The sequence below is a fragment of the Haloterrigena alkaliphila genome (assembly GCF_017352155.2).
GTDB classification, from domain to species: domain Archaea; phylum Halobacteriota; class Halobacteria; order Halobacteriales; family Natrialbaceae; genus Haloterrigena; species Haloterrigena alkaliphila.
Window position 1 is genome coordinate 1,231,370 of sequence record NZ_CP071462.1, and the last position, 14,228, is coordinate 1,245,597.

The window sequence follows — 14,228 nt, forward strand, 5'->3', positions numbered from 1 at the left end:
AACGCGTTCGAAGATCGACGGCTCCGTCGACGCCGAACGCGTCACCGAGCGGCGCGAACGTCGCGAGTGTCGCAAGCGTCACGTGGGCAAGCGTCACGTGGGCAAGCGTCACGTGGGCAAGCGTCACGTGGGCAGGCGTCACGTGGGCAAGCGTCATGTGGAGCGCCGCATCCGTTCCGGCCGACGAGCGACGGCATCTCGAGCGTGGCGGCCGCGACCCCGTATGAGCCGTAGCGCGGATCTCACCGGCGATCCGAAGCTGTACGCCGTCCTCGGGCTCGCCGGGATGGGCGTCTTCGCGAGCACGCTGGTCTCGCCGGCGCTGCCCGGGATGGCCGCGGCCTTCGAACTGACGGAGGCGCGGGTCGGGCTGGTGATGACGTCGTTCTTCCTCACCGCGGTCGTCGCGATTCCGATCGTCGGCTCGCTGGCGGACGTGGTGGGCCGGCGCGCGGTGTTTCTCACGTCGTTGGTCGTCTTCGGCCTCGCGGGCGTCCTCATCGGTTTCGTCGACGCCTTCGGCGCGATTCTCCTGCTGCGGGCGATTCAAGGGTGTGCGTTTCCCGGCCTGCTGCCGATGTCGATCACGCTGATCGGCGACCTCTACGAGGGGCGGGTCGCGACGACGGCGCAGGGATTTCTGACGAGCGTCACCGGGCTGGTCGGCGTCGTCTCCCCGCTCCTGTCCGGCGCGCTGGTCGACGTCTCCTGGCGACTCCCCTTCGGCATCTACGCCCTGTCGTTCGTCGCGTTCGGGGTCTGTTACCGGTGGCTCCCGGAACCGCAAGCAGCGCCGGCGACGGACGGTGGACTATCGAGATCGATCCTCCCTTCGCCGTCGCGGTTCCTCGAGATGGGCCGCGAGGTCCGCGACGCCCTCTCCGTCGAGGCGCGGGTCGTCATCGTCGGCGTCGTCGTCCTCTTTCTCGTTCGGTACGCGCTCTTCACGTTCATGCCGCTGTACGCGGTCACCGTCCTCGGCGCCAGCGAACTGCTCGGCGGCGTCACCGTCGCCGTGCTGGGACTCGGCCGACTGGTCGTCGCGCCCTCGGCGGGCCGCCTCGCCGCCCGGTTCGGCCGACCGCCCCTCCTCGTCGGGAGCCTCGTCCTGTTCGGGGTCGGCACCGCGGCGCTGCTCTTGACGCTCGAGCCGTGGCTCGTCGTCGCCATCCTCGGGATCGCCAGCGTCGGCGACGGCCTGTTCGATCCGATCGCCAACGACGTCGTCACCGCGACCGCGGCCCCGGACGTCCGCGGCCGCGTCGTCAGCGTCCTCGAGGTCGGCAAGACCGGCGCCATCTCGCTGTCGCCGATCGCGTTCGGCCTGCTCCTCTCCGCGAGTTCCTATTCGGTGTTGTTCGCGACGGGCGGCGCCCTCGCCGTCCTCACGGCGGGGCTCGTCGGCGCGGTGCTCACCGACCGCTGATCGACGGACGGTCGCTACTCACCGACCGGTAATCGACGGTCGATCGCGGCCGTTGGGCGGTGCTGGTCGTTCGAATCCGCGGTCCGGAATCCGACCCTCCGACGAGGTCGCGACCCGCACTATGCAAGTGAAACGTCTACCGGCGTCCTCGCGCGATGGTGTGGTATGCCCTATCAATTCTCGTGTTCGAAAGGCAACTGTCAGTTCATGGTTCGCTCGAGCAGTTCCGACGAGGTGGAACGACTGGTGCGAGCGCACGTGCGGATGACCCACAACGGCCGGATCGCAGTCGCCGATATCGAACGCGAGACGGACCGCATCGAACTGGCCTGACGGCGGCCACTCGGGGGACCGAGCGGCGTCGAATCGGTCGAAGATCGTCCGGACGAGGCCGAACGGTGGCGGTCGCTGCGAAGAACTAAGTAGCTCCGACAGCGTGGTGAAAGTGATGGTGGACGACCCCGACGAGGGGATGTTGTCGTGGGACGAATCCGTGTTCAGGAACGAGCACGTCTTCGAAATCGACTACGTCCCCGAGACGTTCAAGCACCGCGAGGGCCAGACCCAGAGCCTGACGTACGCGCTTCGGCCGGCGGTGCGCGGGTCGCGACCGCTGAACGTCGTGGTCCGCGGACCGCCCGGCACCGGGAAGACCACGGCCATTCAGAAACTGTTCGACGAGGTGGGCGCCCAGACCAGCGACGTCCGCACGATCCGCGTCAACTGTCAGGTCAACGCGACGCGCTACTCGGTGTTCTCGCGGCTGTTCGAGGGGACGTTCGACTACGAACCGCCCTCCTCGGGGATCTCGTTCAAGAAGCTGTTCGGCCAGATCGCCGAGAAACTCGTCGAGGAGGACCGCGTCCTCGTCGTCGCGCTGGACGACGTCAACTACCTCTTCTACGAAAATGAGGCTTCGGACACGCTGTACTCGCTGTTGCGAGCCCACGAGGAGTACCCCGGCGCCAAGATCGGCGTCGTCGTCGTCTCCTCCGATCCCGCCCTGAACGTCATCGACGAACTCGACTCGCGGGTCCAGAGCGTCTTCCGGCCCGAAGACGTCTACTTCCCCGTCTACGATCAGCCCGAGATCGTCGACATCCTCGACGAACGCGTCCAGCGGGGCTTCCACGACGGCGTCATCTCCCGGGAGACCCTCGAGCACGTCGCCGAACTCACGGCCGACAGCGGCGACCTCCGGGTCGGGATCGACCTGCTGCGCCGGGCCGGGCTGAACGCCGAGATGCGCGCCAGCCGCACCGTCGAGATGGAGGACGTCGAAGACGCCTACGAGAAGTCCAAGTACATCAACCTCTCGCGCTCGCTGTCGGGGCTGACCGACACCGAGCAGGCGCTACTCGAGGTGATCGCCCACAACGACGGTGAACAGGCCGGCGACGTCTACGACGCCTTCCACGAACAGACCGACCTCGGCTACACGCGCTACTCCGAGATCGTCAACAAACTCGACCAGTTGGGGCTGATCGACGCCGACTACGCCGAGGTCGACGGCCGCGGACGCTCGCGGTCGCTGACGCTGTCCTACGAGAAGGACGCGGTGCTCGATCGACTCGAGTAAGGGCGATCGACGAGACGCGGCGAGATTACGCGGACTATTTCTCGCAGCACGACGGACGAGCGCAATGCTGGCCGCGGCCTTAACCACCGATGCGTCGTACTCGCGGTATGCCCTCGCTGCTCGTCTACGGCTCGTACGGCTTCGTCGGGAACCTGATCGCCGAGGAGGCGATCGACCGCGGGTTGGACCCGATCCTCGCCGGCCGCGACCGCGAACGGGTCCGCGAACAGGTCGACGAACTGGGCCAGCCGGGCCGACGCTTCTCGCTCGGGGACCCCGTAACCGTCGCGACGGCCCTCGAGGACGTCGACTGCGTCCTCAACTGCGCGGGACCGTTCTCGAACACCGCCGAAGCGCTCGTCGAGGGCTGTCTGCGAAGCGAGACGGACTACGTCGACATCACCGGCGAGATTCCGGTCATCGAGGCGATCCACGACCGCGACGGCGAGGCGACCGGCGTCGGCGTCACGCTGCTACCGGCGGCCGCCCTCTCGACGATTCCGATGGACTGTCTGGCCGCCCACCTCGCCGAGCGATTGCCGGACGCGACACACCTCGCGCTCGGCGTCGACTCGTTCCGCGTGCCCTCGATCGGGACGCTCCGGACGGTGCTCGAGGGGGCCGACACCGAGGATGCCGTCCGCCGCGACGGCGACCTCGAGAGCGCACCCACGGGGTGGAAGACGCGCGAGATCGATTTCGGCCGCGGCCAGCGGCCGGCAGTGACGATGCCGATGGGCGATATCTCGACGGCCCACTACACGACCGGAATCCCGAACGTCGAGATGTACGCGGTGATGCCCCAGCCCGCTCGCCTCGCGCTACGGTCGCATCGCTACCTCTCGCCGCTGTTCGAGTCGAAACCGGTGCGCTGGACGCTGAAACAGCTGGTCGGCGTCCGCGACGGCCCCTCCGAGCGGGCGCGCGAACGAGGGTCGGCGTACGTCTGGGGCGAGGCGCGCGTCGAACGCGGAGACGAGGAAGCCGACCGAGACGGCGAAGGCGGCGCGGACGGTGCAGACGGTAAGGGCGGCGAGCGCGTCGTCTCCCGGCTGGTAACGCCCGATCCGTACGTCGTCACCGTCGACGGCGCGGTGACGGTCGCCGAGCGAGTGCTCGCGGACGACGCCGACGCCGGGTTCCAGACGCCCGCCGGCGCGTTCGGACCGGAATTGGTCTTCGAACTCGAGGGCGTGGAAGGCTTCTTCGACGAGGAGACGCCGGAGGGTGCGTCACCGGTGAACCCGCTGCTCCAGTGAGGTCGCTCGAGACGTACACCGAACGCCATCGACACGAACCACCCCGAATCCTCGAGTGAGCGATGGAGTGCGATCGGCGGCGAAAATAGCGACCGCTTCAGGCCTGATCGACCTGTTCGCGGTAGTCCTCGACTTCCTCGATCGCCTCCTCGACCTTGTCTCGCGTGTTGCCGTCGGCTTGCTCGCGGACCTGCCGGAGGGTGTTGAGCCGCTCGTCCAGAATCGCGTGATCGGGTGCGCTGTCGCTCATCACGTAGTCGGCGAACGCGTCGGTCGTCTCGCGAATGTCGCCGCGGACGTCGTCGTCGGCCGACTTCGCCGCTTCCTCGAGGTCGTCGCGGGCCTGCTGGAGTTGCTCTGTCATGATCGGATCCAGGGCGAGGCCACCCATAACGGTTGGGCGGGCATTGTCTACGTTCGTCTATTCGAATGGGATGAGGATGCCGTTTCGTGATTACGTTCCCGACGCTGAACGGGTCGAGACCACCACGAAAGCCCCTGCCGTTGTCGACCACTCCGGGCCTCGTTGCGCGCGCTCCCTTTGGTCGCGTGCTTACATCGTCCGGGAGGGATCGACAACGGCAGCCCCTTTCATTCCCACCCGCGGTGGCATGATCGGCCAGCCGGTATGGGTGGGAATGAAAGGGGCTGCTGCTATCGAGGAAGGCCGACGACGTAAGCACCGCAAGCCGAAGGCTGAGGAGCGCAGCAAGTCGCCCGACTCGATAGCAGCAGGGGCTTTCGTAGTGGTAGTGACCATCACTACAATTCCGATCTCACACGCAAACGCGACTCCACCCAATGCGAGCGCGTAAAGTAGCTCGAGGCCCTGATCCCGCTAATGAGCGATTCCGATTCTCGCGGTCCCCTCCAGCCGGATCGTCCCGACGTCGATCGGCCGTTCGCGGTCGACGCCCCCTTCGAGCCCGCGGGCGATCAGCCCGAAGCGATCGCGCAGTTAGCCGAGGGGTTCCAACAGGGCATGGACAGGCAGACCCTGCTCGGGGTGACCGGCTCCGGGAAGACCAACACCGTCTCGTGGGTGATCGAGGAGGTCCAGAAGCCGACGCTGGTGATCGCCCACAACAAGACGCTGGCGGCGCAGTTGTACGAGGAGTTCCGGAACCTCTTTCCGGAGAACGCCGTCGAGTACTTCGTCTCCTACTACGACTACTACCAGCCCGAAGCCTACGTCGAGCAGAGCGACACCTACATCGACAAGGACGCCTCGATCAACGACGAGATCGACCGCCTGCGCCACTCCGCGACGCGCTCGCTGCTCACGCGGGAAGACGTCATCGTGGTCGCGAGCGTCTCCGCCATCTACGGCCTCGGTGACCCGCGAAACTACGTCGACATGTCCCTGCGACTCGAGGTCGGCGAGGAGGTCGGTCGCGACGAACTCCTCAAGCGGCTGGTCGATCTGAACTACGAGCGCAACGACGTCGACTTCACGCAGGGCACCTTCCGCGTCCGGGGCGACACCGTCGAGATCTACCCGATGTACGGCCGCTACGCCGTCCGCGTGGAGCTGTGGGGCGACGAGATCGACCGCATGGTCAAGGTCGACCCCCTCGAGGGCAAGACCCAGGGCGACCAGCAGGCCGTGCTCGTCCACCCCGCGGAGCACTACTCGATTCCCGAGACCACGCTCGAGGACGCGATGGACGAGATCCGCGAGGACCTCGACAGTCGCATCTCCTACTTCGAGCGCAAGGGGGACATGATCGCCGCCCAGCGCATCGAAGAGCGGACGAGTTTCGACCTCGAGATGATGCAGGAGACGGGCTACTGTTCGGGCATCGAGAACTACTCGGTCTACCTCTCGGATCGGGAGTCCGGCGAGGCCCCCTACACGCTGCTGGACTACTTCCCGGACGACTTCCTGACCGTGGTCGACGAGTCCCACGTCACCCTCCCGCAGGTCCGCGGGCAGTACGCCGGCGACAAGTCCCGGAAGGACTCGCTGGTCGAGAACGGGTTCCGACTGCCCACAGCGTACGACAACCGGCCCCTCACGTTCGAGGAGTTCCAGGAGAAGACCAACCAGACGCTGTACGTCTCGGCGACGCCCGGCGACTACGAGCGCGAGGAGAGCGAGCAGATCGTCGAGCAGATCGTTCGTCCCACCCACCTCGTCGACCCCGAGATCGAGGTCTCGCCGGCCAGCGGACAGATCGACGACCTGATGGACCGCATCGACGAGCGCATCGAGCGCGACGAGCGCACCCTCGTCACCACCCTCACCAAGCGGATGGCCGAGGACCTGACCGAGTACCTCGAGGAGGCAGGCGTCGACGTGGCCTACATGCACGACGAGACGGACACCCTCGAGCGCCACGAGATCATCCGCTCGCTGCGACTGGGAGAGATCGACGTCCTCGTCGGCATCAACCTCCTGCGGGAGGGGCTGGACATCCCCGAGGTCTCGCTGGTGGCGATCTTAGACGCTGACCAGGAGGGATTCCTCCGGAGCGAAACGACGCTCGTCCAGACGATGGGACGGGCCGCCCGAAACGTCAACGGAAAGGTCGTCCTCTACGCCGACGACCCCTCGAACGCGATGGAATCGGCCATCGAGGAGACCCAGCGGCGCCGCGAGATCCAGCAAGCGTACAACGAGGAGCACGGTTTCGAACCCACCACGATCGAGAAGGAGGTCGGCGAGACCAACCTGCCCGGCAGCAAGACCGAGACCACAAAGGTCTCGGGCCGCGAGATCGAAGACGAAGAGGAGGCCGAACGCTACATCGCCGAACTCGAGGACCGCATGGAGGAGGCCGCGAGCAACCTCGAGTTCGAGTTAGCGGCCGATATCCGCGACCGCATCCGCGAAGTGCGCGAGGAGTTCGAACTCGGGGGCAGTGGCGAGGACGAGGGGATCGCGCCGCCGACCGAGGAGTTCTGAGAGCGGACGGCAGCGGCCACCGGTCGTTCGCAGCGATTACGATCCGACCGACGACGGGGACGCGAGATCACGACAGACTGAGGAGTTAGATCGCGTCACGAACGAGTCACAGTACCAGACGTTCGTTCCGGGTTTAGTCCACGAGAAATTAGATCGATCGCAGTACAGTCTACAGTCGACGGTCCTGGTCGTATTTCCCGTTTCGAACTGTCGTACAGATATCGTGTCACGAGTTATACCATCCGGATTCTCCGATTTACCATCCAATAGAAACTATTATAATATAATAATGTAATGATATTCTATGGAAGTTTCAGGGGGAAAATGGATTGCATTATTCTTCGCAGTGCTCGTGGCGACGACACTGATTGTCACGCCCGCACTCGCGAGTGGACCGAGCGCAGCATCGTCCGAAGACCAGTTCGCGTCGGTTCCGGATCAGGCGAACGCGAACGGACCTCCGGGAAAATCGAACAGCGGCGGGCCGCCAAGGCACGACCGCGGTGACAGTGCGAACGTCACGGTTCCCGACCTTGACGCCAACTCTACCGTCGAACTTCTCCTCGACGCGCGGGATCGACTCGAGCGTCTCGACGTCGCAGACGAATCCACCGTAGGGATTCGGGACGACGCTATCGAATCGATAAACAGGTCCGCCGCCGCATACCGCCATCGGATATTCGCCGACTCGCCGGCCGCGTTCGATCACGTTCGGGACGCCCAGCGGGACCTCGACCGATTGGCCGCGAAAACCGAGGGGGAGAGCGCCGACGAGATCGAACGCGCGAACGACGAATTGGCTCGGGCGAGCAATCTGAGCGCGCGCCTCGCGACGCGCGAAGCGTACGAACTGGTCGCCGAGTACGAGGGCGAATTCAATAACCGCGGGCAACGACAGAAGGCCGAGAGCGCTCTCGGAAACGCCGGGGACGCGATCGAGCGCGGCGACGACGCCGCCGGTGCAGACGCGACGACCCAGTACCGGAAGGCGTGGAAACAGGCGGCGAAGGCGATAACGACTGTCGAGGCGAACACGGGGCCCGACCTATCGCTCACGCAGGGACGAGCGATCGAACGAAACGGAAGCGTGCATGTCGCGGCGCGGATACAGATCACCGACGTTCGTCCGTACGCATACGATGAAGCCGACGTGACGATCGACGGCGGCGAATCAAGGAGCGTCAATCTGTCGGCGTCTCCCCTCGCGGGCGGCACGGCAAGCGGAGTCACACTGATCGAACTCGATTCCACGCTCGATGACCGAACAGTCACCGTGTCGGCGGCATCGACGCGCGACCCGGACCGGACCGTCGAGGGAACGCTCACGCTCAGCGTTGACGAAGACGAAGTTGCTCGGCCACGACCCGATCCGGACGAGTATCGCGAGGTATCAGTCTCGGACCCGGAGTCCGGTGCGACCGTTGACGTCGGCGGTGACGGACTCCATGAGGGCGATATTTCAGTCACGAATCGAACGCCCGACACCGACCCAGAGTATCGCGCTGGCCCGGTCGTTCACATCGAGAACCGGCGGCCGATCGATCGGGCGACCGTGAGAATTCCTCTCGACGCGGGAATCGATCCGAACGACGAGAACCTCACGGTAGTCAAGTGGGATCCCCACGACAATGAAACGTGGCGGCCGGTCGAGACGACGATCGACGCCGACGAGGGCGTTGCAATCGCTGAGGTCGAATCGTTCTCGTACTTCTCAATCTTCCTCTCGGACTCGAACGAGCCTGATAACCGCGGTCTCTGCTATACCTCACCCGGTTGCGATATCCTCACACTCAAGGACGAACACCTCGTCACAGGCGGCGGGGACGACGGGGCGGGAGATCCCCAGCAGACGGACTTCGTGTTCGTGATGGACGAAAGCGGTTCGATGAGTGGCTCGCCGATCTACTACTCTCGACTGGCCGCGAAGCGCTTTGTCGACGCGCTGCTCGACGGCGACCGAGCCGGACTCGTCGGATACGATTCGAACGCGAACCTGCTTCAGGAACTGACGCGCGATCACGACTCCCTGAACGCGAGCATCGAGTCACTGTCCGCTGGCGGCGGTACACACACGGAAGCGGGACTTCGAACAGGGCTTCAGCACCTCGAGGCGAACGGGATGGAGAACCGGTCGCAGGTGATGCTCCTGTTATCGGATGGAAAGTCGAACTACGGGTCGTATCCGCGACGCGTCGCTGAAGACGCCGCCGACCGCGGGATCCAGATCAGCACCGTCGGACTCGGGAACAGCATCGACGAAGACGAATTGCGGAGCATCGCCGACAGTACGGGCGGCGATTACTATCACGTCGCGGACGAGAAGGACCTCCCAGAGACGTTCGAACGGGTCGCCGAGAATGAGTCCGAACCGATACTCAAGGACACCAGTGACGACGGCATTCCGGACGCTGTCGCCGACGCGAACCTATACGTCCCCGATCCGCGGGGCGGTGGGATCGTCGACATGCCGCTGTCCATCAACCCGGACGTGCGCGACACCAGCGGTGACGGACTGCCCGACAACGAGCAAGTCGATACCGACTACACAGTCTATCAGGACGACGGCGAATGGAAACTCAGAGCGACGGTCGACGAATACCACGCGCGTCCGTCGAAGGCTGATACCGATGGGGATACGCTCACCGATTACGAGGAACGCAGGCTCTGGGGAACGAACCCGCTCAGGATGGACACGTCCAGCGACGGTTTCATCGATCCGATCGATCCGTACCCGACCGAGGACAGTTCGCCGCCGGAGGTTCGTCTCTCTTCGGCGGACTTCACCGAGGGGGTTCTGGTCGCGGTGGACGATAAGTCGGCAATCGAATCGGTCGAAGGGAACCCGTACTACGATCCACCGTGGCCCGCCGACTCGACGTGGGATTCGAGCCAAGCGACAACGTACGACCTCGACGACGAACTCGGCGATATCGAGAAGTGGGTCTACAAGAACCTCGGTATGGTACGGGACGACGACGACTACTCGATCGAGTTCGACACCCATTGGGGTACCAGCCCGGAGAAGTACTACGTCAACGTGACTGACGAATACGACAACGAGGTTTCATTCCTGGTCGAGGTGGACGCTAACGGAGCGGAACTAGCGAAAGCAGGGGTCGTCGCCGGCGGAACGGTCTCGATGCCCGTCGACGGACCGACCGCACCGGCGAGCGCGGTCGTGGGTATCCTGACACTGGTCGGAAGCGGCACGATACTGATCGCGAGCGAACAGGGGTACTTCGGATCGTCGTCTCAGGTCGAAGAAGTTCCCGTAGACGATATCCATCAGAGCACGGAGCGGACGTGGGAAACGAACGACGGAACTGAGATCGCGCTGCCTACCGGTGAGATCCACGAGCAGTCCTACTACACCGACCACGTGCGCGGATACGGCTGGGAGTACATCCAGGAGACGACGTCGCTCACTCAGACGGCGCTCGGGTATGCGATCCTGACCCAAGACGAGGTCATCTACGAAAACGGCGAAATTCGGTATATCATCGGCGGTCAGATCGGTTCGGACGAGAAGGTGATTCTCTCGATTATCGGCGGCACGGTGATGGCAGCGAGTCATACACCGGCGTACAACGACGATTGCGGTGCAACGATTGACATCAATCAGCACGACAATCCCGAGCACTCACTTCGCGACGGGAAACCGATCGATGAGGTGAGTACCCTTATCGAAATACTCGAGAATCCGACCCGGATCGTCGACGCAGGACATAAACGCTACTATATTCTGAAGTTAGGTACGAACAGGGTCGTGATGCTCTCCACGAAACTCGTCTCCGATGCGTATCAGGTTCTAAGGACAGCACTCACAGGAAACGGGCCGGATAACGCGTTCAAAACTATCGATACTGCAATGGACGAAATCAGAGATACGCATGGTGACGACTACGAGATCATTCACGACCCGGAAAACGGGGTAGAGTGTTGAATCGATGACTGAAGACACGAGTCAGTCGTATTGGGAGCAGGCAATTGACCATCGACGAAACGGCGAGTATCTCGAAGCCGGTGAGTATTATTCGCTCGTCGCATACGATCGGTTTAGCGAAGGTCTCCCGGGAACGTACGGGACTCGAATTAGCGGTGGAGAAGCAAATCTCCTGAGAGCAGCGATCTGTTATCGTCTCGCCCATCGTTTGGATCGCTGTCGGAACCGCTGTCGGCAGGGGATCCTGATCGCCGAGGATCTGATCGATCGAGTGTTTCGTATGGACCCACCAGACAACGCTTACGACAGAGCGCGACGAGGCGTCTGGTACGAGTATATCGGTGATTTCCGATGTATTGGAAACGTCGGCGATCCTGCAGCGGCATACGAGGAAGCAATCGAAGTATACGAGGCAGCAGACGACCCCGATACGGGGTACAGTGAACAGGAGCATTGCTATACGATGGCCGTTTATCGAGAAGTAGCGAAAGCGGCCGATAAGGACCCCGGTCCAATCGACGACTTCGACAACGATTTGACGCTTACAAAGTGGGTCGAAAAGAAGCAGGAATCGTACCCATCACTACTCGAGAACGTAAGTCAGTCCGGGGCGTGGCCCCCGTAGGTCGATCCTCTGATAGTTGTATCAGTGGTGTTTCCCAACGGTGAAGTAGAAACGGCATATCCACTTAGTGGCCCAGCAGTCAAGCGGTGGGTGCCGGAACTGAACGACGGAGAAGGAGGGTTTGTCGACACAGCATGACCGGAACCTCACCTTCGGCGACCGCGACGATCACATTCCACTACGACTCGGAGTACCGGCAGAGAGTTTCCGAGAAGCAAAATCCGGACGGATGGATCGAGGTCTCGATAGCGGTCGGCGAGACGTACATATGGGGGAGTTCCGACGGCGGCGTGACGGGATTCGCATGCGGAATCGTCCTCAACCTACTCGACTCAGTGGATGCGGTACTCTCTGACGAGCGCTACATAATCGAGTTCGAATTCGGACCATCCTGGATGGTAGTCGAACCGTGGGACGACGAAGCGGTCAACGTGGCGAAAAGTTCGACCTTGATGGGTGCTCGAAACCCGGACGACCGCCTCGATATTGACACCTCCCGACCTGTATTAAAAGAAGCGTGGATCGAGGAAGTCGTAGAAACTGCTCGAGACTTTCACGATACAGTTATCGGGATGAATCCGAACCTGCGGACTCGGGACGTGATGGAGCAAATTCGGGAAGAAATCGCCAGGGCTGAAGAGTTCAGAAGCAACACCGATCGAGCCTCGTAGAAGACGTGCATACCAGAAACGACCGGGGTGATCGAGATGCCGGTCCGTGTGAACGCTAAAGGCGAAGATAGAGTCGGCGTTCCTGAAGAAGATCCGGATGTCAAAGTCTGGATCAGGGACCAGCAAGGGTGGGGAGATAACTTGTAAACGAACTATAGGACCTACTATAGACACGTTCGATATCGTCGTCCGATACGACAGCGAACTCCGAGAGCAGGTGGAATTCGGTTCCGACGACCCTCTCGGATGGATTGACGACGTCGAGAGTCTCGTGAACAGTATCATCCGAAACCCGGACAGAGTCATGACCACTAGCGATGGTAAAGCGGTCTTCGTCTACAAGGTAGAGTCGGACAAGAAACCAGTCACGGTCGAGAGCGACGGGATATCACAGCACGCCGAACCCGAACTCCGCCATCCCGAAGACCGGTCCCCACAGGAAGTGGAGCGCGACGCCGACGACGACGGCGGGCAGGAAGTTGTAGATCGTCGCGACGATCGCCGCCTTGGCGTCGACGGCAAGCAGCGGGAACAGGGCGTCGCCGTCCTGGGCGATCGCGTTCGCCGACAGGGCGGAGAAGGGCAACCAGCCTTCGGCGTAGACGCTGGCCAGCAGAATCTGGGGGCCACAGCCGGGAATCAGCCCGACGACCGCGCCGCCGATCGGCGCCAGCACGCCCGCCACCGCGGCGACGGTGGCGACGTTGATACCCGTGAAGAGGACGGCGTACTCGTAGACGAGGAAGGCCACGAGCACCCAGACCGTGACGAAACTCGTCTCCATCGCCGCGTGGGTGAGCGTGTCGTAGACGGATCCGAACGAGTCTCGAGCGCGGGCGATCTCCCCCTCGCCGACGTAGTGGCGACCGATCAGGTAGAGGTAGAGCGACAGCACCGCGCCGACGACGCCGGCGACGGTGAACAGACCGTCGAACCCGAGGTCGACGGCGAGCGCGACCTCGGGACCGCCACGGAGTAGATAGAGACTCCCGAGGACGAGGCCCGCGACGGCGGTGAGCCACTACGCGACGTGTGCGAGGTGGGAGAGCGGCGTGAGGACTCGAGACTCGCGATCCGGCCCCGTCTCGTGGGCGTGGGTGGGCGCCGGCCCGCCGTAGTCGTGGGCCGGGTTCGGCCCGACGCCGCCGTTGACGGCAGTACCGCCGTCGGGCGTCGCGGCGGGTGAGAGCCGTGCGACGGCGGCGTCGACCCGCGAGACGCCCAGCCCGAACGAGTCGACGAGGTAGCCGGTCGCGACGGAGGCCGCGAACGCGATCGCGTAGGCGTACAGCGCGGCCTCGGGCGCGAGCGCGAGGATGACGAACGCCGAGTCGCCGGCGGTCGCCCCCAGCGTCGCGACCACGGTCCCGAAACTGACCGTCCCGCGGACGTACAGCGGCATCACGACGATGGCGCCGCCGCAGCCGGGCGTCAGCCCGAGCAGGCCGCCGAACAGCACCTGTAGTCGCTCGTTGTCCTCGATGGCACCGATCACCGCGCCGTCGGTCCAGTACTGCACCAGCCCGAAGGCCAGCACCGTCACCGCGACGAACGCGCTCACCTGCACGTAGCCATCCCGGAGCGACTCGAGGAGGACCGTCAGGAGGTCGTTCACGGGGACTCACCCGCGGTTTGTGAGGTTTCGAACAAAAGATTAGAAATCTCTAAAGATGTGTTTAGCATCATACGACATATAGTTGCTGGTGGCTCGTGCTGGCCCGCCCGGTGATCGTCGTCGGGAGCCCGCTCCGGGAGTACCACCATCACACGGTACCCGACACCCGGAAACATTCAGTAGGTAGATACTATTTAGTAAT

Annotated in this window: 9 protein-coding genes and 1 pseudogene; 8 read left to right on the forward strand and 2 right to left on the reverse strand. The window is 63.5% G+C overall.

Annotated elements, in window-relative coordinates; genetic code table 11:
* The first annotated feature begins 223 nt into the window (after positions 1-223).
* From J0X25_RS24835 to J0X25_RS24850, 4 genes are all read left to right on the forward strand, one after another.
* Positions 224-1,426: an MFS transporter gene (locus tag J0X25_RS24835; protein ID WP_207290223.1), complete on the forward strand. Its 1,203-nt coding sequence runs from the start codon at positions 224-226 to the stop codon at positions 1,424-1,426.
* Between the two features lie 165 nt (positions 1,427-1,591).
* The gene (locus J0X25_RS24840; protein ID WP_207290224.1) at positions 1,592-1,759 is read left to right on the forward strand and encodes a DUF1059 domain-containing protein; all 168 of its coding nucleotides are present in this window, start codon (positions 1,592-1,594) and stop codon (positions 1,757-1,759) included.
* 115 nt (positions 1,760-1,874) lie between these two features.
* On the forward strand, positions 1,875-3,005 hold the full coding sequence (locus J0X25_RS24845; RefSeq protein ID WP_207290225.1) for an ORC1-type DNA replication protein: 1,131 nt from the start codon (positions 1,875-1,877) through the stop codon (positions 3,003-3,005).
* Between the two features lie 107 nt (positions 3,006-3,112).
* Entirely contained in the window at positions 3,113-4,264 is a 1,152-nt protein-coding gene (locus tag J0X25_RS24850; RefSeq protein ID WP_207290226.1) for a saccharopine dehydrogenase family protein, read from the forward strand.
* Positions 4,265-4,361: 97 nt separating this feature from the next.
* Here the strand turns inward: J0X25_RS24850 and J0X25_RS24855 are convergent, their stop codons facing one another.
* On the reverse strand, positions 4,362-4,628 hold the full coding sequence (locus J0X25_RS24855; protein WP_207290227.1) for a DUF7553 family protein: 267 nt from the start codon (positions 4,626-4,628) through the stop codon (positions 4,362-4,364).
* A 477-nt stretch (positions 4,629-5,105) separates the two neighbouring features.
* Here J0X25_RS24855 and uvrB point away from each other — a divergent pair, with 477 nt between their 5' ends.
* The 4 genes from uvrB to J0X25_RS24875 all read left to right on the forward strand — a co-directional run bounded on the left by uvrB (position 5,106) and on the right by J0X25_RS24875 (position 12,411).
* Positions 5,106-7,172: an excinuclease ABC subunit UvrB gene (gene uvrB / locus J0X25_RS24860; protein WP_207290229.1), complete on the forward strand. Its 2,067-nt coding sequence runs from the start codon at positions 5,106-5,108 to the stop codon at positions 7,170-7,172.
* A gap of 304 nt (positions 7,173-7,476) precedes the next feature.
* Complete coding sequence (locus tag J0X25_RS24865; protein WP_226776996.1) at positions 7,477-11,115, forward strand: vWA domain-containing protein; 3,639 nt, start codon at positions 7,477-7,479, stop codon at positions 11,113-11,115.
* A gap of 4 nt (positions 11,116-11,119) precedes the next feature.
* Positions 11,120-11,740 carry a hypothetical protein gene (locus J0X25_RS24870; protein ID WP_226776997.1) on the forward strand — a complete coding sequence of 207 codons (621 nt, stop codon included), beginning with the start codon at positions 11,120-11,122 and terminating at the stop codon, positions 11,738-11,740.
* A gap of 134 nt (positions 11,741-11,874) precedes the next feature.
* Positions 11,875-12,411: a hypothetical protein gene (locus J0X25_RS24875; RefSeq protein WP_207290233.1), complete on the forward strand. Its 537-nt coding sequence runs from the start codon at positions 11,875-11,877 to the stop codon at positions 12,409-12,411.
* 388 nt (positions 12,412-12,799) lie between these two features.
* Here J0X25_RS24875 and J0X25_RS24880 read toward each other — a convergent pair.
* A pseudogene (locus J0X25_RS24880) lies at positions 12,800-14,026 on the reverse strand (putative manganese transporter).
* Positions 14,027-14,228 lie beyond the last annotated feature (202 nt).

Coding starts and splice junctions, on each gene's coding strand:
- J0X25_RS24835 (WP_207290223.1), top strand. CDS start 224: ATGAGCCGTAGCGCGGATCTCACCGGCGATCCGAAGCTGTACGCCGTC.
- J0X25_RS24840 (WP_207290224.1), top strand. CDS start 1,592: ATGCCCTATCAATTCTCGTGTTCGAAAGGCAACTGTCAGTTCATGGTT.
- J0X25_RS24845 (WP_207290225.1), top strand. CDS start 1,875: ATGGTGGACGACCCCGACGAGGGGATGTTGTCGTGGGACGAATCCGTG.
- J0X25_RS24850 (WP_207290226.1), top strand. CDS start 3,113: ATGCCCTCGCTGCTCGTCTACGGCTCGTACGGCTTCGTCGGGAACCTG.
- J0X25_RS24855 (WP_207290227.1), bottom strand. CDS start 4,628: ATGACAGAGCAACTCCAGCAGGCCCGCGACGACCTCGAGGAAGCGGCG.
- uvrB (WP_207290229.1), top strand. CDS start 5,106: ATGAGCGATTCCGATTCTCGCGGTCCCCTCCAGCCGGATCGTCCCGAC.
- J0X25_RS24865 (WP_226776996.1), top strand. CDS start 7,477: ATGGAAGTTTCAGGGGGAAAATGGATTGCATTATTCTTCGCAGTGCTC.
- J0X25_RS24870 (WP_226776997.1), top strand. CDS start 11,120: ATGACTGAAGACACGAGTCAGTCGTATTGGGAGCAGGCAATTGACCAT.
- J0X25_RS24875 (WP_207290233.1), top strand. CDS start 11,875: ATGACCGGAACCTCACCTTCGGCGACCGCGACGATCACATTCCACTAC.